The sequence below is a fragment of the Gordonia asplenii genome, assembly GCF_012933505.1.
GTDB lineage: Bacteria > Actinomycetota > Actinomycetes > Mycobacteriales > Mycobacteriaceae > Gordonia > Gordonia asplenii.
Genome location: NZ_JABBNB010000008.1, coordinates 1 through 18,048, shown reverse-complemented (window position 1 = coordinate 18,048; position 18,048 = coordinate 1). Strand labels below are relative to the sequence as shown.

General features: G+C 63.8%; 18 protein-coding genes. 16 read left to right on the top strand and 2 right to left on the bottom strand.

Annotation, left to right across the window (positions count from 1 at the left end):
- Positions 1–3 precede the first annotated feature (3 nt).
- Positions 4–792 carry an enoyl-CoA hydratase/isomerase family protein gene (locus HH308_RS09350; RefSeq protein WP_211188359.1) on the bottom strand — a complete coding sequence of 263 codons (789 nt, stop codon included), beginning with the start codon at positions 790–792 and terminating at the stop codon, positions 4–6.
- 104 nt (positions 793–896) lie between these two features.
- On the opposite strand from HH308_RS09350, the gene HH308_RS09345 reads away from it, so the two are divergent.
- From HH308_RS09345 to HH308_RS09270, 16 genes are all read left to right on the top strand, one after another.
- On the top strand, positions 897–1,499 hold the full coding sequence (locus HH308_RS09345) for a TetR/AcrR family transcriptional regulator (RefSeq protein ID WP_170193931.1): 603 nt from the start codon (positions 897–899) through the stop codon (positions 1,497–1,499).
- 310 nt (positions 1,500–1,809) lie between these two features.
- Positions 1,810–3,459 (top strand): aromatic/alkene/methane monooxygenase hydroxylase/oxygenase subunit alpha, encoded by a 1,650-nt coding sequence (locus HH308_RS09340; protein ID WP_170193930.1) that lies wholly within the window; start codon positions 1,810–1,812, stop codon positions 3,457–3,459.
- Positions 3,460–3,546: 87 nt separating this feature from the next.
- Positions 3,547–4,590 (top strand): 2Fe-2S iron-sulfur cluster-binding protein, encoded by a 1,044-nt coding sequence (locus tag HH308_RS09335; RefSeq protein WP_170193929.1) that lies wholly within the window; start codon positions 3,547–3,549, stop codon positions 4,588–4,590.
- Positions 4,591–4,677: 87 nt separating this feature from the next.
- Positions 4,678–5,778 carry an aromatic/alkene monooxygenase hydroxylase subunit beta gene (locus HH308_RS09330; RefSeq protein WP_170193928.1) on the top strand — a complete coding sequence of 367 codons (1,101 nt, stop codon included), beginning with the start codon at positions 4,678–4,680 and terminating at the stop codon, positions 5,776–5,778.
- Between the two features lie 2 nt (positions 5,779–5,780).
- Positions 5,781–6,119 (top strand): propane 2-monooxygenase effector subunit MimD, encoded by a 339-nt coding sequence (mimD, locus tag HH308_RS09325; RefSeq protein ID WP_211188369.1) that lies wholly within the window; start codon positions 5,781–5,783, stop codon positions 6,117–6,119.
- A 145-nt stretch (positions 6,120–6,264) separates the two neighbouring features.
- Positions 6,265–7,272, top strand: coding sequence for an amidohydrolase family protein (locus HH308_RS09320; protein WP_170193926.1), 1,008 nt, complete (start codon positions 6,265–6,267; stop codon positions 7,270–7,272).
- A gap of 11 nt (positions 7,273–7,283) precedes the next feature.
- Positions 7,284–8,054 carry an iron-sulfur cluster assembly protein gene (locus HH308_RS09315; protein WP_170193925.1) on the top strand — a complete coding sequence of 257 codons (771 nt, stop codon included), beginning with the start codon at positions 7,284–7,286 and terminating at the stop codon, positions 8,052–8,054.
- Between the two features lie 34 nt (positions 8,055–8,088).
- Complete coding sequence (locus HH308_RS09310; protein WP_170193924.1) at positions 8,089–9,114, top strand: NAD(P)-dependent alcohol dehydrogenase; 1,026 nt, start codon at positions 8,089–8,091, stop codon at positions 9,112–9,114.
- A 50-nt stretch (positions 9,115–9,164) separates the two neighbouring features.
- Positions 9,165–10,817: a chaperonin GroEL gene (gene groL, locus HH308_RS09305; protein WP_170193923.1), complete on the top strand. Its 1,653-nt coding sequence runs from the start codon at positions 9,165–9,167 to the stop codon at positions 10,815–10,817.
- 67 nt (positions 10,818–10,884) lie between these two features.
- Complete coding sequence (locus HH308_RS09300; RefSeq protein WP_170193922.1) at positions 10,885–11,208, top strand: putative quinol monooxygenase; 324 nt, start codon at positions 10,885–10,887, stop codon at positions 11,206–11,208.
- Between the two features lies 1 nt (position 11,209).
- Entirely contained in the window at positions 11,210–11,617 is a 408-nt protein-coding gene (locus HH308_RS09295; protein ID WP_376767201.1) for an FAD-binding oxidoreductase, read from the top strand.
- Positions 11,618–11,910: 293 nt separating this feature from the next.
- Positions 11,911–12,480 (top strand): FAD-binding oxidoreductase, encoded by a 570-nt coding sequence (locus HH308_RS09290; protein ID WP_170193921.1) that lies wholly within the window; start codon positions 11,911–11,913, stop codon positions 12,478–12,480.
- A 114-nt stretch (positions 12,481–12,594) separates the two neighbouring features.
- On the top strand, positions 12,595–14,355 hold the full coding sequence (locus HH308_RS09285) for a sigma-54-dependent Fis family transcriptional regulator (RefSeq protein WP_170193920.1): 1,761 nt from the start codon (positions 12,595–12,597) through the stop codon (positions 14,353–14,355).
- A 44-nt stretch (positions 14,356–14,399) separates the two neighbouring features.
- Positions 14,400–14,669 (top strand): ArsR/SmtB family transcription factor, encoded by a 270-nt coding sequence (locus HH308_RS09280; RefSeq protein ID WP_170193919.1) that lies wholly within the window; start codon positions 14,400–14,402, stop codon positions 14,667–14,669.
- 13 nt (positions 14,670–14,682) lie between these two features.
- Positions 14,683–15,078 (top strand): VOC family protein, encoded by a 396-nt coding sequence (locus HH308_RS09275; protein WP_170193918.1) that lies wholly within the window; start codon positions 14,683–14,685, stop codon positions 15,076–15,078.
- A 155-nt stretch (positions 15,079–15,233) separates the two neighbouring features.
- Positions 15,234–16,889 (top strand): TerD family protein, encoded by a 1,656-nt coding sequence (locus tag HH308_RS09270; RefSeq protein ID WP_246284455.1) that lies wholly within the window; start codon positions 15,234–15,236, stop codon positions 16,887–16,889.
- A 30-nt stretch (positions 16,890–16,919) separates the two neighbouring features.
- On the opposite strand, the gene HH308_RS09265 is transcribed toward HH308_RS09270, so the two are convergent.
- On the bottom strand, positions 16,920–17,747 hold the full coding sequence (locus HH308_RS09265; RefSeq protein WP_170194108.1) for an alpha/beta fold hydrolase: 828 nt from the start codon (positions 17,745–17,747) through the stop codon (positions 16,920–16,922).
- Between the last annotated feature and the right edge of the window lie 301 nt (positions 17,748–18,048).

Genomic DNA, 18,048 nt, shown 5'->3' with positions numbered 1-18,048 from the left:
GACTCAGAGCTTTCCGGACAGTGCGCGGCTTCGGTTGGCGCGCAGCTCACCCAGCCCTTCCTGTACACGTTGGCGGGCATTCACATCGGCACAGACGTCACGATAGGCTGCGGTCTCGTAGTCGCATGCCGACAACGGATCCATGTTGGGCGCTCGAAGTGCGACCTCCTTCAGTCGCAGTTGCGTCTCAAGTCCCAACACGGCCATTCGGCGCGCCAGCGCGGTGGCCTCGGCAATCACCGTTCCGGTCTCAACAACCTTGTCCGCCAATCCGATTCGCCAGGCCTCGTCAGCATCGACGTGGTCGCCGGTGAAGAACATCAGTTTTGCGCGGTTGACGCCAACCAGGCGCCAGAGCGGTGAGAAGTGCGAATGAATACCGTACTTGGGTTGCGGCATACCGATTTTCACGTTCTGCGCGACCACTCGGAAGTCACAGTGCGTGAGCACATCGCAGCCACCGGCAAACGCCGGACCCGCGACAGCCGCAATCGTCGGCTTCGGGTAGTCCGCCAGTGTGCGATAGAGGATGTGGTAACGCCCCATCTCGTGGTAGTACCGCTGCGGCTCGTGGTCCAAGAACTGCTGCAAATCCATTCCGGCAGAAAAGAATTCCTCGGTACCAGCGATCACCACGACGACCACCTGCGCATCTTCGCGCCACGCCTTGAGCACCTCTGCCATCTCCGCGCAGACGTCCGTCGAGAGCGCGTTGCGCTTGTCGTGGCGATCCATATGCAAGGTGCCGACACCGTCGGCGACCTCGGTGCGTACGTAGTTCCAGTCAGACATCGAGACCTCCAGGCAGTTAATATAGTAGACGCTATATTTATCGGTGCACGTACTATGACACCTCGACACGATGAACGCAATAGGCAAGGGAAGGCCCACCGAGAATGGCTGAAAACCAGCCCCGTCGAGGGCGGCCTCGCAAGTCGCTTGAACCCGACGGTCGCGACCGGTTGCTCCTCGCCGCCCGCAGCGAGTTCTCCCGAGCCGGATTCAGCGCCGCCAACGTCAACGACATCGCCCGCGCCGCCGAGGTCAATCCCCCGACGCTGTACCACCACTTCACTAACAAAGATGGGCTGTTCATCGCGACAGCCGCACAGGCGTACACCGCCGTTCTGGGTGAACTGAGCCGCGCAGTCGACGAGGCATCCGACGGATACGAAGAAGCGATCGACGCGGTGTTGACCGCGTCGATCGCTCTGGTGACAACCGAACCGTCACTGGCTCGAATGTTCTTGGTTATTCAGTATGAAGTGCCGCGGCACCCCACGCTCGAACAGGCACTACTTCCCCAATTGCGCGAATTCCGCGGATTCTTCGATCGGTTGGCGCAGCGCGCGCCGGGGGGAGCCGCGAGTCCGTTCACCGGCCGCGCACTGGTCGCGTTGCTCAACGGGCTCAACACCGAAGCACTGTTGATGGCGTCGCCTGAACGCGACTACCCGAGTCTCGTCCAGGCGACCAAGGCACTCATCGGGATCGATTGACGCATCGCGTCGCGCGACGCGCCCGTAGATCTTGCACGACTCTTCACCGACGGCGCCCTAACACGTTCGAATCTGGGCCCCGATCTGCCTCGGAGTGGGTGAGTCTGGTCGATCCGGTTTGCCCGCCCTCTTCTACGCATGGGAACAGAGTCGTTTCGCGTACGGCGTCTGGGTCGGACCGACACCGACCCCCCACTGTGACCTCCGTCTCACACTGAGACGCTCAGTACGCCTCCTGAGCCATTGAATGGCTCGTACCACGTCAGCCAGAGCCGGCACCCGGCCGGCTTTCCGACACAGGAGGCGCATTTTGAGCAGGCAAAGCCTTACCAAGGCCCATGCAAAGATCACAGAATTGTCGTGGGAACCGACCTTCGCCACCCCGGCGACCAGGTTCGGCACCGATTACACCTTCGAGAAGGCCCCCAAGAAGGACCCTCTCAAGCAGATCATGCGGTCCTACTTCCCGATGGAGGAAGAAAAGGACAATCGCGTCTACGGCGCGATGGACGGCGCCATTCGCGGCAACATGTTCCGTCAGGTACAGGAGCGGTGGCTGGAGTGGCAGAAGCTGTTCCTCTCGATCATTCCGTTCCCGGAGATCTCGGCGGCCCGCGCGATGCCGATGGCGATCGACGCCGTGCCGAATCCGGAGATTCACAACGGTCTCGCGGTGCAGATGATCGACGAGGTTCGTCACTCGACGATCCAGATGAACCTCAAGAAGCTGTACATGAACAACTACATCGATCCGGCCGGCTTCGACATCACCGAGAAGGCGTTCGCGAACAACTATGCGGGCACCATCGGCAGGCAGTTCGGCGAGGGATTCATCACTGGCGACGCCATCACCGCGGCCAACATCTACCTCACCGTCGTCGCCGAAACCGCTTTCACCAACACGCTTTTCGTCGCTATGCCCGACGAGGCGGCAGCCAACGGCGACTACCTGCTGCCCACGGTGTTCCACTCGGTGCAGTCCGACGAGTCGCGGCACATCTCCAACGGCTATTCCATCCTGTTGATGGCACTGGCCGACGAGCGCAATCGCCCACTGCTGGAACGGGATCTGCGCTACGCGTGGTGGAACAACCACTGCGTCGTCGACGCCGCTATCGGCACCTTCATCGAGTACGGCACCAAAGACCGCCGCAAGGACCGGGAGAGCTACGCCGAGATGTGGCGCCGCTGGATCTACGACGACTACTACCGCAGTTACCTTCTCCCCCTGGAGAAGTACGGTCTGACCATCCCCCACGATCTCGTCGAAGAATCGTGGAAGCGCATCGTCGACAAGCACTACGTGCACGAGGTGGCTCGCTTCTTCGCCACCGGCTGGCCGGTCAACTACTGGCGGATCGACGCCATGACCGACACCGACTTCGAGTGGTTCGAGCACAAATATCCCGGTTGGTACAACAAGTTCGGTAAGTGGTGGGAGAACTACAACCGTCTCGCCTACCCGGGCCGCAACAAGCCGATCGCATTCGAGGAGGTCGGCTACCAGTACCCGCACCGCTGCTGGACGTGCATGGTGCCGTGCCTGATCCGCGAGGACATGGTCGAAGACAAGGTCGACGGCCAGTGGCGCACCTACTGCTCGGAGACCTGCCGCTGGACCGACACCACCGCCTTCCGCGGCGAGTACGAGGGCCGCGAAACCCCGAATATGGGACGGCTCACCGGATTCCGCGAATGGGAGACGCTGCACCACAACACCGACCTCGCCGACGTGATCAGCAACCTCGGATATGTGCGTGACGACGGCGAGACGTTGATCGGCCAGCCGCATCTGCATCTCGACGACCCGAAGAAGCTGTGGAAGCTCTCAGATCTGCGTGGCATCACCTTCCAGAGCCCGAACATCCTGCTCAACGAGATGTCCGACGCCGAGCGCGAGAAGCATCTCGCCGACTACAAAGCCGACACGATGGCCGCGGAGTACTACGCCAACGCGTAGCGTGCCGCCAGCCGGATGGTCGAGTGCCGCTTGCCTTTTCGCAAGCGCACTCGACCACCGGTCCCCTTCGACTACAGGAGAGAAACCGTGGCCGACACCCACCGCGTCACCTTCGTCCCGGTCGACATCGAGATGGAGGTGACCGAGGACGAAACGATCCTCGACGCCGCCTTCCGCCAGGGCATCCACCTCATGCACGGCTGCCGGGAAGGCCGCTGCTCGGCGTGCAAGTCGATGGTCCTCGACGGCGACGTACAGATGGACGACTACTCGACCTTCGCCTGCAACGAGGCCGAGACTAACGAGGGCTACGTATTGCTGTGCCGCACTTACGCTTACGACGATTGCGAGATCGAGCTCCTCAACTTCGACGAGGACGAGCTCCTCGGCGGCGCGCCCATCCAGGACGTCCGCACCACGATCACCGCGATCGAACCGATGACCGCCGACATCGTCTCGGTCAAACTCGACCTGACCGAACCGACCGAATTCGAGTTCAAGGCCGGCCAGTTCTGCGACATTCACATCCCCGGGCACGACGACACCACACGGTCGTTCTCCCTGGCGACCACCCCGTCGAACCCCAAACAACTCGAGTTCCTCATCAAGAAGTACTCGGGCGGGCTCTTCGCCGGAATGCTCGACAGCACACTGCAACCGGGGCAGCCGCTGTCCCTGACCGGCCCCTACGGGTCATTCACGATCAAGGACGGGCACGTGCTGCCGATCGTGTTGATCGGCGGCGGCGCGGGGATGGCTCCGGTGTTGTCGCTGCTTCGGCACGCCAGCGAGACCGGGCTCAATCGACCGATGCGGTTCTACTACGGGGCACGCACCGCCGCTGACCTGTTCTACCTCGACGAGATCGCCGCGCTCGGCGCCTCGATCGCCGAATTCTCTTTCACCGCATGCCTTTCGGAGTCGACGGACGACCTTCCGCCGGGTGTCTCGGTGGAGCACGGCATGGTCACCGACATCGTCGAGCGTAACGAGCCGAACCTAGCCCGAACGGAGGTCTATCTCTGCGGTCCGCCACCGATGGTCGACGCGGCGCTCGCGCTCACCGACGCCGCATCGGTGCCCAAGGATCAGGTGTTCTACGACAAATTCACCAGCCCGGCATTCGACTAGCACCGACTCGCCGAGCATCTCCCCCGCCCGCACCGCCGTGTAGGACCCTCACGCGCGGGCGCGGCCGTAACGACAGGAACGAAAGGTATGTCCGCACCAGCAGTACAGCGCAGCTTTCCAAGCATCGAATTCACCGATGCGGAAGCCGGCGCACTGGAATTCCCCAGCTCGAAGAGCAGGAAATACAGCTATTACGAACCGGCCAAGAAGCGTTCGACGATGTACGAAGACGTCACCGTCGACGTGCAGCCCGATCCGGCACGACATCTCACGCAGGGCTGGATCTACGGCTTCGGCGACGGTCCCGGCGGCTATCCGCAGGAGTGGACCACGGCGAAGTCGAGTAATTGGCACGCCTTCCTCGACCCCAACGAGGAATGGGATCAGACCATCTACCGCAACAACTCCGCGGTGGTCCACCAGGTGGAGCTGTGCCTGAGCAACGCCAAGCGCGCCCACGCCTACGACTCGTGGAATCGCCCGTGGCTCAAGTTCATCGAGCGCAACCTCGGCGCGTGGATGCACGCCGAGAACGGTATGGCGCTGCACGTGTTCACCTCGATCCAGCGGTCCGGGCCGACCAATATGATCAACACCGCCGTCGCGGTGAACGCCGCCCACAAGATGCGCTTCGCCCAGGATCTCGCCCTGTTCAACCTCGACCTCTCCGACGAGGAAGCCGACTTCGACGGCGCCGCGCACAAGGAGGTCTGGCAGAGCGCGCCGGAGTGGCAGCCCACCCGGGAAGCGGTGGAGCGGCTGACCTCGATCGGCGACTGGTGCCAGCTGCTCTTCGCCACCAACATCGTGTTCGAGCAACTCGTCGGGTCGCTGTTCCGGACCGACCTCGTCATGCAGGTCGCCGCCCGCAACGGCGACTACATCACCCCGACCATCGTCGGCACCGGTGAACACGACTACGACCGCGACCTGTCCTACACCCGAAACCTGTTCCGGATGCTGTCACGCGACGAGGAGTTCGGCGCCGCGAACAAGGCGCTGTTCGCCGACTGGATGGCCGAGTGGGTGCCGCGTTGCCTGAGCGCGGCCCAAGCGCTGCAACCGATCTGGTCGCAACCCGCCGACAAGACGGTCACCTTCGCGACCAGCCTCGACGCCGCGAAAGCCCGCTTCGCCGAGGTCCTGAAGTCCATCGAGGTCGACGTCCCAGAGGAGTTGAACAAGTGAATATGCAATTCGGCTCGGCTACCGAGTTCTCCAACATGTGCGGTGTCACGCTGATGAACACGCCCATCGGACGCGTCGTCGCCGACGTCATGGGCGCCAAAAGCGGTGTCGCACTGACCGAATACCCGTCGATGATCCGCGTCGACGGCACCAACCGCCTCGACTTCGACTACGAGGAACTCACCGACGCCCTCGGCCAGGACTTCGACGGATCGATCTTCGAGGAGATCAGCTCCACCCACTACGGCCGCATGGTGCACCTCGACGACCGCACCATGCTCTTCGCCAGCCCCGAGGACGCGGCCGAGTTCATCGGCTTCGATCTCACCGCGACGTCGTAGCCCACCCGCTTCCGCCGGGAACCGTACTGCCTTGCGGTTCCCGGCGGACTCCACCACCTGAGCACCGACCGACAACCGATCAGCCCCGAAAAACACAGTCTTACAGCCCCTTTCACCTGGTTCGAGTAGATAGCGAAGCAACGAAATGTATGAGAAGAACGGCGAGAAGTACTTCATAGTCGATTCCCACGTGCACCTGTGGGACGGCCGCGAATCCAACCTGCGCAACATTCACGGCAAGCAGTTCATCGACTGCTTCTACGACTACCACCGCAACCTGTCGCCGGAGTCCGAGGTCTGGGACTACGACGAGTACACCTATTACGGCGGGCAGCGCCTGATGAAGGATCTGTTCGACGACGGCTACGTCGACCACGCCATCTTCCAGCCGACCATCCTGCGCGACTTCTATGTCAACGGCTTCTCGCAGTACCGCGAGATCGAGGATCTCATCGCCGCCAATCCCGGCAAGCTGACCCACAACTACGCTTATGATCCCCGCGACGGCGAGGACGGCCTGGCCAAGCTGCGCGACGATCACGCCCGGCACGGCTTCACCGGCGTGAAGCTGTATACCGCTGAGTGGCATGGGGATTCGCGCGGCTACACCCTCGACGATCCGTGGTCACGGCGTTACCTCGACGCCTGCGCCGACCTCGGGGTCACCAACGTCCACGTGCACAAGGGCCCGACGATCCGCCCGCTCGACCGCGACGCCTTCGACGTCGCCGACATCGACAAGGTGGCCACCGACTACCTCGACCTGAACTTCATCGTCGAGCACGTCGGACTGCCGCGGCTGGAGGACTTCTGCTGGATCGCCACCCAGGAGTCGAACGTGTACGGCGGCCTCGCCGTCGCCATTCCGTTCATCCACACGCGCCCAAGGTATTTCGCGCAGATCATCGGTGAACTCATGTACTGGATCGGCGAGGACAAGATTCTCTTCTCCTCCGACTACGCGCTGTGGACACCGCGCTGGCTGATCGAGAAGTTCGTCGACTTCCAGATCCCCGAAGACATGACCGAGTACGCGCCGCTGACCACCGATCAGAAGCGAAAGATACTGGGCCTCAACGCCGCAACGCTGTACCCGCACATCGAGGTGCCCGCCGGACTGCGGGTCGCCGAGTCGGTGGCGGCGGGCGTCTGAGGGGGCATGCCATGACCGCACTCGATGAACGCCCGGCGTCGTCGATCACCTCGGCCGCCGAACGTCTTGTGGCACAAGTACTCGCCGCGTTGGACACGGTGATCGACCCCGAGCTCGACGAGCCGATCACCGACCTGAAGTTCGTGCGCTCGATCGCGATCGACGAGCACGGCGTCGAAGTGCACCTGCGGCTGCCGACGTCGTTCTGTTCACCGAATTTCGCGTATTTGATGGCGGCGGACGCACTCGACGCGCTGGAAGCCATCGATGCAATCGGCGAGGTACGGGTGATGCTCGACGATCATCACGACAGCGACAAGATCAACGCGGGCCTCGCCGCGCATGCCGGCTATCGTGGGACGTTCGGCGTCGAAGCCCTCGACAGTCTCGACGAGCTGCGAATGATGTTCGTACGCAAGGCGCATACCGCCGCGATGGAGCGGTCCCTGACATCGTTGATCGGCGCCGGCGGCGCCACCCCGGACACCGTCGGGCAGGTGTTGCTGCGGGATCTGCCGTCGGGTCGGGCGAAGGTGGCGCTGCTTCGACGCCGGGTTGCGCTGGGACTGTCGGCGTGCCCCAACAGCCGGGTCCTGGTCGACGAGCACGGCAAAGCGCTGCCCGACGACCAGGTTCCGATGCGGCTTCGATTCGCACGGTCGGTCCGCATCTCGATCGAAGGCAATTCGCATTTCTGCCGTGGCCTGTTGGCGACCCGCTATGCGGGCGACGCCGACTGCGACGGCACCGCGGGACCACTCATCACCAATTCGCGACGCTGATCATCCACGCGCGCAACGGCTTTAGGAGAGCGCAATGAAAGCAGTACAGGTCGTCGGCTACCACCAGGACATGGTGCTCGCCGACATCCCCCAGCCCCTGGTCACCGGCCCGCTCGATGTGATCGTGCGCATCGGCGGCGCCGGCGTGTGCCGTACCGACCTGCATGTGCTGGAAGGTCAATGGGCGGCGAAAAGCAATGTGGCACTTCCCTATACGATCGGCCACGAGAACGCCGGCTGGGTGCACGAAGTCGGTTCCGCGGTCACGAACGTGGCCGTCGGCGACAAGGTGATCCTGCACCCCCTGATCACCTGCGGGCTGTGCCGTGCTTGCCGCGCGGGCGACGACGTGCACTGCGAGAACAGTCAGTTTCCCGGTATCGACACCGACGGCGGCTACGCCGAATACCTCAAGACCACCGCGCGCAGCGTCGTCAAGCTCGACGACTCGCTGGAACCGGCCGACGTCGCCGCCCTCGCCGACGCCGGGCTGACCGCCTACCACGCCGCCGCCAAGGTGGCCCGGGTTACCCGGCCCGGTGATGTGTGCGTCATCATCGGTGCGGGAGGCTTGGGGCACATCGGAATTCAGGTTCTCAGCGCCATCTCCGGTGTCACGATCGTGGTCGTCGACCGCAATCCCGACGCCGTGGCGCTGGCCGTCGAGGTCGGTGCGCACCACGGGATCGTCGCTGACGGCACGCAGGTCGCGCAGATCTTGGAACTGACCGGCGGCCACGGAGCCGAGGCCGTCCTCGACTTCGTCGGCGAAGGCGGTGCGACTGCCGAAGGCATCGCAATGCTGCGGCGGGCGGGCAACTACTTCGTCGTCGGCTACGGCGAGAACATCGACGTCCCCACGATCGACGTGATCTCCACCGAGATCAATTTCATCGGCAACCTCGTCGGGTCCTACAACGACCTCAACGAGCTGATGACCCTGGCAGCGCAGGGGAAAGTCACGCTGCACACCACGAAATACCCCCTCGACGACTTCGCCAAGGCATTGGCCGATCTCGACGCCGGACGAGTCCGGGGACGAGCGATCCTCATCCCCTGATCCGTCGGGCCCGCAAACTCCACCCTCATCCGTCTAGAAAGGCCACAGTCATGGCAAAAGAATTGCGCTACAACGCCGAAGCCCGGTTGCGTCTGGAGCGGGGTGTCAACGCTCTCGCCGACGCCGTCAAGGTCACGCTCGGCCCGAAGGGACGAAACGCGGTGCTGGAGAAGCTGACCGGACCGCCGACGATCACCAACGACGGCGTGACCATCGCCCGCGAGATCCAGTTGCGTGATCCGTTCGCCAACATGGGCGCCCAGTTGGTGAAGGAAGTCGCCATGAAGACCAACGGCGTCGTCGGCGACGGCACCACCACCGCAACGGTTCTCGCGCAAGCCATGGTGCGTGAGGGTCTGCGGGCGGTGGAGCAGGGCGCCAACCCGATGCGCGTGCGGCGCGGCATCGAGCGGGCCGTGACCACCGTCCTCGAATCGCTGAAAGAACAAGCGGCACAAGTCAATGGGCGTGGCGACCTTATCCGCATCGCGTCCCTGGCGGCCAGCGACGACGACGTCATCGGAACGGTGATCGCCGACGCCGTCGAGCACGCCGGCGCCACCGGCGTGATCACCACCGAGGAGAGCGACACCCTCGGCCTGAGCGTCGACGTCGTCGACGGCATCGAATTCGACCACGGCTACATCTCCGGATACATGGTCACCGACCCCGAGCGGATGGAGGCTGTTCTGGACGATCCCGTTGTGCTGCTTACCAATAAGAAGATCACCTCGGTACAGGACATCATGCCCGCCGTGGAGTCGGCCAAGCGCGCCGACCGACCGCTGCTGGTCCTCGCCGAGGATGTCGACGGCCCCGCGTTGCAGTTCCTCGTCGGCGGCAACATGCATCACCACTTCCAATCCGTCGTCGTGCGCGCACCCGGCTTCGGTCATCGTCGGGTCGCCGAACTCGAAGACCTCGCCGTCGCACTCGGCGGGCATGTCATCGCCAAGGACACCGGCGTCGAGTTGTCCGAGGTCACCCTCGATCACCTTGGAAAGTGTTCTCGCGTAACGGTTACCGAGAACGACACCACCATCGTCGGGGCGTCGGGCCGCCCAGAGCTGATCGACGCCCGCGTCGCGCAGCTGCAGGCGCAGTACGACCGGGCCCGCATCGACGCCGACCGGGACAGTCTCGAACTGCGGATCGCCCGGCTCACCGGACGGGTCGCGGTCATCCGCGTCGGCGGTGTCACCAGCGTCGAACTCAAGGAACGCATGCTGCGCGTCGAGGACGCCCTCGCGGCGACGCGGGCCGCCGTCGAGGGCGGCATCCTCGCCGGCGGCGGAACCGCTCTGGCACAAGCACATCGGGCGCTGGCAGCGCTCGACGGGCTCGACGGTGACGAAGGTGTCGGTGTCACCGTGGTGCGCCGATCGCTCGACGAACCGCTGCGCTGGATCGCGGAGAACGCGGGCTTCGAGGGCGCCGCCGTCATCGAGGTGGTGTCCGGGCTTCCGAACGGTCACGGCTTCAACGCCCTCACCGGCGGCTACGCCGACATGTTCGACGAGGGCATCATCGACCCCTGCAAGGTCACCCGCGCGGCACTGGAGAGCGCGGCGTCGATCGCCGCACTGCTGATCACCACCGAGACCGCGATCGTCGAGGAAGTGCTCACCCACCCCGGCGCCATCGAGGCACCCGGCTTCGGCGACCTCGCCGAAGGCATGGTTCGGCCGTCGAACATCTACTGATTCACCCCGCCGCGGACGACCGACGCCCATGGCTCGGTCGTCCGCCCCATTCTCTTCAAGGAGCCCGATGATCTTCATCGTCGTGAAATTCAACGTCGGCGACGACCACCTCGACACCTGGCTGACGCGCACCGCCGCGTTCACCGAAGCGACCAGGGCCGAACCCGGAAACCTCTGGTTCGATTGGTTCCAGAGCGTCGAGGACCCGAACGAGTTCGCCCTCGTGGAAGCATTCGCCGACGCCGAGGCCGGCGCCGCGCACGTGTCGGCGAAGCATTTCGCCGAGGGCCTCGCCGCGATGCGCCCGGCGTTGACGCAGACGCCCCGGATCATCAGTCGCGAGATCGACGGCGACGGCTGGTCGGCGATGGGCGAGCTGGAGATCGGTTGAGTTGACCGCACTCGACACCCCCTCCTGTCTGAGCCGGCCGACGGCGCCACGCACCGAGTTGGTCATCGACGGTCTGCGCGCCGGGCTAGGGGCCGCCGTCGTCGACGACCCCGACATCGTCGCCGCCTACCGGCGCGACCAGTCGCAGCTGACCCCGTGCGGCAATCCACTGGTACTCGTGCGGGCACGCTCGGTCGACGATGTGATCGCGACGATGAAAACCGCTCATGCACAACGCATTCCCGTTGTGACACGCGGTGCGGGGACCGGCTTGTCCGGCGGTGCCAATGCACTCGACGGGTGCATCGTATTGAGCACCGAGCGGCTGAACCGCATCGTGCACATCGACGTCGACGCGCGACTGGTTGATCCTGGACTCACCGACGGCAGGCCCCCTTCCGCCGGTTGAGCCGCGAGGAGCGTTAGGAGGGTGCTGATTGATGCGGCGTGGCGGCACCCTCCCCGCTGGTTGAGCCGGGCCCGACGAGCGAAGCGAGACGCGCCCGTGTCGAAACCCAGCGAGACGAATTACATACTGTCGCAAAGTGTTTGGATGCGTCGGCGTCGCCGTATTGCGAGGTTTCGACACGGGACTCCGCTAGCTGTAAGACCCGGCTCAACCAGCGGGAAGGGACGATTCGGCGTTAATCAGCACCCACTTAGCGCGCCGTGCTATCGGTGGATCCAGGTTGATCCACACCGGTGCCCGGACGCGTCGACGCCTCCGGAGCCCTGCTGCTCATCCAGTACGACGGGGCCGATTCGCCCGCGCAATCGCTGGTCTGTCGATCGCTGTGTGCCCACACCGCCAGCGAGGTGTTCGCGACGTCGGACGCCGCCGACGGCGAGGCGCTCATGCAGGCCCGACGGATGGCGCTGCCGGCCCTGGAACGCTGCGGTGACACCCTGCTCGACGACCTCGCCGTCCCGATCACGCAACTGCCGCGGATGTTGCGCGACATCGACGCCATCGCAGTTCGCTACGGGGTCCGAATCGCGACGTTCGGCCACCTCGGGGATGGCAATCTGCACCCGACGATCATTTTCGACGCCGCCGACGCCGCGTCGCGCGAGCTAGCCCGGCAGGCATTCGACGCGATGGTGGGGCGCTGTATCGCGCTCGGCGGCAGTCTCACCGGCGAGCACGGGGTGGGTTGCCTCAAGAGCGAGCATCTGCCGTCGATGGTCTGCGCCGCCGAGCTCGACGTGATGCGGCGGATCAAGGCGGCGTTCGATCCGCACAATATTCTCAATCCCGGTCGTGGACTGTGATATTTCGCGTTGACCTGCGGCGTCTCAAGATGAGACATGTGTCACGCGCATCGGTCGTAGGGTTGATGAAGAGCGGTCGCCAGCCCCGACCCACTGCCCGAAATGAGTGCGCCTATGAGCCAGCCCGACTTGAGCACCGTCCGTGAACGATTTCTGTGCGACCACGAATTGATCGGCGACGTCCGCGAATCGATCTCGCTGTCGTGGCGTCGATCCAAAGCCCTCGACATCGCCGTCGAGCGCTACGAGCTGCCGTTCGTCCGTGAGCCCGACCTCGACTCCCCGCTGGTCGAGGCCGCCCGCCCGATCATGCGGCGGCTGGCCGACGGTCTGGCCGACGATCCGATCAGCGTGATCCTCACCTCCGACGACGGCGTGGTGCTCAGCCGGGCCACCGCGACCAACACACTCACCAACGACCTCGACCAGGTCAACCTCGCACCCGGATTCAGCTACTCCGAGGAATACGTCGGTACCAACGGCATCGGTACGACACTCGAGACGCGCAAGCCGACGCTCGTCGTCGGCGCGGAACACTATCGGCAGTCACTGGTGAATCTGGCCTGCGCCGGAGTCCCGATCTTCAACCCGGTCACCGGAACGTTGGCGGGCGCACTCGATCTCACCGGCTGGGTGGAGCAGGGCGGCGGTCTGATGATGACGCTGGCGATGTCGGCGGCCAAGCAGATCGAAGACCGGCTCGTCGAACTGAGCGGCGTCAACCACGCCGCGCTGCTCAACGCATATCTGGCGTCGTGCCGCCGACATCCGGGCCGGATGATTCTCGCCATCGGCGACGACATCGTCATGACGAACGAGCTGATGCGGCGATCGATCGACTCGATCGACCAGGCGGCACTGCTCGAGCACGCCGCCGATTCACTGCGCGGGGCGTCGCGATCGCTACCCGGGGCGTCGCAGTCGATCGTCGAGGTGATGCCGAGCGGACGCACCATGCGTCTGAGTCGCTTGGAGGGCAATCACCTCGATCATCCGATGGCACTGTTCTCGGTACACGTCGTCGACGACGGAAGTGCCGGCGTGAGCGCGCCCGCGTTGGAGTCGGGCGCGCTCCCCGGACTGGCGGGGCGCAGTTCGTCGTGGCGACTCGCGTGCGCCGAGCTGCGTCGGTCACTGCAGTCCGGCGAGTGGGTGGCGGCCGCAGGCGAGAACGGGTCGGGCCGCTGCGCCGCACTCAAAGCCGCTGCGGAACAACGTCGTTCGGGATATGTGCGAACCTTCGGGCCGATGGACCTGCAGGGTGAGGCCGGGTTGAGCGAGTTGGAGGCCGAACTCGACCGGGACGGGTTCAGCGTGATCGTGCGGGAGATCGACGCGCTGACGCCCGCCACGTTGGAGGCGTTGTCGGTGCTGTTGAGCGATCACATCGACGACGGCTGGGTGGGGGTGACCGTGTCGAACAACAGCGTCGACACCACCATCGATGCGATGATTCTGCCGTTGTTCGCGCGGACGGTCACCATTCCGGCGCTGCGGTTCCGCATCGAAGACCTCGCCGAAATCGTCCCGCTCATGTTGCGCCAGTTGACCAGAAGCGATGATCTGCACTTGTCGGCCGCTGCCATGCGGCAACTGTCCAAGTACGGGTGGCCGGGTAATGTCGGGCAGCTGCGTCGAGTACTCACGTCGTTGGTCCAGCGCCAGCGCTCCGGCGTCGTCGAGGTCGAAGGCCTGCCAGCGGTGTGCAGAACCTTTGGGCGACATACGCTTTCGCAGATCGAGGCATTGGAACGCGACGCGATCGTGCGCGTGCTGACCGAGAACGACTTCAACAAGAAAGCCGCCGCAGATGCCCTCGGCATCTCGCGCGCGACCATCTACCGCAAGATCAAGCAGTTCGGCATCGTGACCTGATCTCACATTGACAGGCAAGCATCTACTTGCCTATTCTCTGTTTCGTGTCCGATGTCTACCGAGCCATCTCCGACGCCACGCGCCGGCAGATCTTGGACGAGTTGGTCGCACAGAACGACCTGACCCTGTTCGACATCTGCACCCGACTGGTCACCAGGCACTCGAATAGCGCTACCAGACAAGCGATTTCGCAGCATCTGACGGTCCTCGAAGAGGCCGGGCTCGTACATTCGCGCCGCGTCGGACGGACCAAGGTGCACACCGTCGACACCACACCCCTGAAGGCCATCGCTACGCGGTGGCCCACCGAATGATCGGAGCAGAACCATGCAGCCACGCATCTACGTCACCAGCGTCTTCGTCGACGACCAAGCGAAAGCCCTGGCCTTCTACACCGAGAAATTGGGGTTCATCGTCAAGCGAGACATCCCCCTCGGGGCGGCGCGTTGGCTGACCGTCGTGAGCCCGGACGCGCCCGACGGCGTCGAACTACTGCTGGAACCCAACGGGCATCCGGCGGCGACGGCATATCAGAACGCCCTGGTGGAGGACGGCATTCCATGCACATCGTTCATGGTCGACGACGTCACGGCGATCTACCCCGAATTGATCGAGAACGGCGTCCGCGTCCTCGGCGAACCAGCCAACATGGGCCCCACCACAGCCATCACCCTCGACGACACCTGCGGAAACCTTATTCAGATCGTGAGTATGAATGAGTGAGGGTGGGAGGGCGATGATCACGTCGCTCATGCCTCAAGTCGGCGGTTGCCGCGCACAAGTGGTCCGAACGTACTAATTCGCCCAATCGAGGCACGGCATTCCGACACGAGCGCTATAACCGACGATGTGAGTGAGGCGAACGCGACACCTGCGTCATGATGGTTCAACCGCGGACATTGACCCAGGGCGCAAACATCGAGATCGCTCCCGCACAAACAATTGTTCGATTGAGTTGCGGAGGGGCGTCGACGGCGGTCGACGGCCAGGCGCTACTTGTCGCAGCCAACGACCGCGTCCGATCCGATTCCGATTTCGTTTTCTACAACGCTCCGCGACATCCCTCGGGGAGCGTTGGTATCGGCGTGATAGGAACGGACGCTCTTGTCGAGATCAATTGTCATCACGTCGAGCAGGAAATCGACCGCATCGTTCTCTGCCTGTCCTCTGATTCGGCTGTTGCGAATGGCGCGCTATTTCAAGCGTCTGTTGAACAGAATGGCGTGGTCGTCGCCAAATTCGAGGATTCCTGGCCGGCAACGATCACCGCATTGATGGTCGGCGAGGTCTACCGCCGAGGTACTTCCTGGAAGTTCCGCGCGGTGGGGCAGGGTTGGGAATCCGGCCTGGCGGGACTCGCGACCAGTTTCGGCGTCACAATCGACGACGCACCGGAACCGGCGCGAGGAAGTGCCGTCCCCACGGCATCGGGGCCCGTGCCGGCCACAATGACACAACCGACGTCGACGAGCGCGTTCGAGGCCGGTTGGTATGTCGACAACAACGACCCACGGATCTTGCGCTGGTGGGATGCATTTCGATGGACCGAACACACTCGCGCAATCCCCGATGGGCCTGGTCTCTGCAGCCGATGCGGCCAGCATCTTCGCTCGCGTCGCTTCGCGAGCGGGACGCATCCGTGCCGCTACTGCGAAGGGCAGATCGCTCAGTTCCTCGCTGGTTGGCGGCTTCGGGTCATGGACGTACTCACCAGCGACGGCCCGCGTGGTCAGCGCTGGGAAGATCTGTGGCTTGAGTTGAGATTCGAACGTATTCCAGACAGCGTGGGCCAAGATGCGGCACGAAGCGCCGCGCTCGGACATCTCGAGCAAGTCGTGGCATTCGCGTTTGCGGACGGAGAAATCGAAGAAACCGAATTGACTGACTTCGAAGCTACGGTTCACGATCTCAATCTCACCGCTAGTCCGCAGCTGTCCAGCTTGATCGACCGGATGCACCGCGGACGCGAAATGACAAAGGTGAGAGCTGGCGAATTGCCGACAGCCCGCGAATCAGATATTCATTTGGACTCCGATGAATTGCTGTACCTTGCGGTGCCGGCTCAGCGCGTTAGGCACCTCCAAAGCGGTCCCCGCCGCGATTCCGGCCGGTTGCTCGTATCGAACAAGAAGGTTCGATTCGTCGGGCCGTCGGCGGGAACTGAGATGTCGTGGACAAAGATCGTTGGGGCCAGATCTGAATACTCCACCGTCGTCATACAAGCGACGACAGCACGAGGAGGCGGAATCTACGAGGTTCGCAACTCCGATTATGTCGCCGCGGTCGTGGAGGGCGCACTGCGACGCGCGAAGCGCCTTGTTCTCGACCCAGGCCGACGAGATACCCGAAGCATCCCTCAGCACGTCAAGAGTGAAGTGTGGCGGCGCGATGGCGGCAGATGCGCTCAGTGCGGCGATGACAGCTATCTCGAGTACGACCATGTGATCCCGCTGAGCCGCGGCGGTGCGACAAGCATCGGCAATCTTCAGATCCTTTGCCGACGGTGCAATCTGGCGAAGGGCGCTCAGATCTAGGGTGTGCTCCTTTGCGCCGAGCACTGACGGTCAGTGCGACGATTTGATAGTGCCCTCGGAATCGCCTACCGCCACAACTTGATTCACCGCATCGACGGCCTGAACCATCTTCGGCACGAAACGCTCCGCGCCGATCACGCAGCATGCGTGACCGCCTGCGACATCGAAGCGCTGCGCATTTGGAATTCCGTCCACCAGCAATTCTTGACGCTCCGGTTCGACCACCTTGTCATGGGTTGAGACGACCACCGACGTCGGGACGTCGATCTCCCCGATCCAGCTGCGCGAATCGAATTCGCCCAAGCCATCGCCGAATCGGGCCATCTCGGCCAGCGGCGTCGAGAAGAACTGGCGCATACCCCATATCGCGGTGTGGACGCCTGTGTCGTCGAGTTTGGCCGCTGACGGTTGCGGCAAGAGTCGCTCAGCGGCGGTTAGCAGCCGCCCACTGCGGTGCGCCGTTGCGCGATGCTCGGGCTTACTCGTCGAGAAGAACGGACCGGTAGAACACAGCACCAGGCCGCGGACTCGGTCGGGATGCTGGCGCCACGCCAACTGGGCGATGCCACCACCCATGGAAAATCCTGCAGCAGTGAATGTTTCGATACCGAGAACGTCGGCGAGTGCGACGACGTCGTCGGCGCAATCGGTCAGGTGGAAGTCATTCGAACGGATTCCGCGGCCGTGCCATCGCGCATCGAGAGTGATCACGCGATACCGCTCATTGAGCGCGGGAATGGTCGGGTACCAACACAACAGTCCGGTAGTCAGGACCGAATGCAGCAGAAACACCGCGGGGGCATCGCGCTGTCCGGTGTCGGTCACGAAGGTCGAACCGCGGCCTGCGAGCTCGACCATTGTTCCCGCGGGGACGGCGTCGGCCGGATACGGGCGCACGAGGTGACCGACAGCGCGCTTCGCTGAACCGAAGACCGCGGGGCGGAAAGGACTGAAACTCACTCGGACAACGGTACTCGCGCCGGCTGGGCAGAGTCTGAAATCACGTCCACACTAGCGAACAGTGGCACCGAGGCCGCGCGGACATGACACCACGCCCCGAACCGCCGCACGAACATGCCTCCTGCTCCCGCGCGATCGCACGAACATCCCCCGCTCCCCGAGTGCCGAAGTGAGCTTGCGAGCTTCGGCGCACCCCCGT

What these genes read in the sequence shown, in the direction of transcription:
- HH308_RS09350 (WP_211188359.1), bottom strand. Translation starts at nt 792, where the DNA reads ATGTCTGACTGGAACTACGTACGCACCGAGGTCGCCGACGGTGTCGGC.
- HH308_RS09330 (WP_170193928.1), top strand. Translation starts at nt 4,678, where the DNA reads ATGTCCGCACCAGCAGTACAGCGCAGCTTTCCAAGCATCGAATTCACC.
- HH308_RS09345 (WP_170193931.1), top strand. Translation starts at nt 897, where the DNA reads ATGGCTGAAAACCAGCCCCGTCGAGGGCGGCCTCGCAAGTCGCTTGAA.
- HH308_RS09310 (WP_170193924.1), top strand. Translation starts at nt 8,089, where the DNA reads ATGAAAGCAGTACAGGTCGTCGGCTACCACCAGGACATGGTGCTCGCC.
- HH308_RS09265 (WP_170194108.1), bottom strand. Translation starts at nt 17,747, where the DNA reads ATGGTCGAGCTCGCAGGCCGCGGTTCGACCTTCGTGACCGACACCGGA.
- HH308_RS09320 (WP_170193926.1), top strand. Translation starts at nt 6,265, where the DNA reads ATGTATGAGAAGAACGGCGAGAAGTACTTCATAGTCGATTCCCACGTG.
- HH308_RS09300 (WP_170193922.1), top strand. Translation starts at nt 10,885, where the DNA reads ATGATCTTCATCGTCGTGAAATTCAACGTCGGCGACGACCACCTCGAC.
- HH308_RS09275 (WP_170193918.1), top strand. Translation starts at nt 14,683, where the DNA reads ATGCAGCCACGCATCTACGTCACCAGCGTCTTCGTCGACGACCAAGCG.
- groL (WP_170193923.1), top strand. Translation starts at nt 9,165, where the DNA reads ATGGCAAAAGAATTGCGCTACAACGCCGAAGCCCGGTTGCGTCTGGAG.
- HH308_RS09285 (WP_170193920.1), top strand. Translation starts at nt 12,595, where the DNA reads ATGAGCCAGCCCGACTTGAGCACCGTCCGTGAACGATTTCTGTGCGAC.
- HH308_RS09315 (WP_170193925.1), top strand. Translation starts at nt 7,284, where the DNA reads ATGACCGCACTCGATGAACGCCCGGCGTCGTCGATCACCTCGGCCGCC.
- HH308_RS09270 (WP_246284455.1), top strand. Translation starts at nt 15,234, where the DNA reads ATGATGGTTCAACCGCGGACATTGACCCAGGGCGCAAACATCGAGATC.
- mimD (WP_211188369.1), top strand. Translation starts at nt 5,781, where the DNA reads ATGCAATTCGGCTCGGCTACCGAGTTCTCCAACATGTGCGGTGTCACG.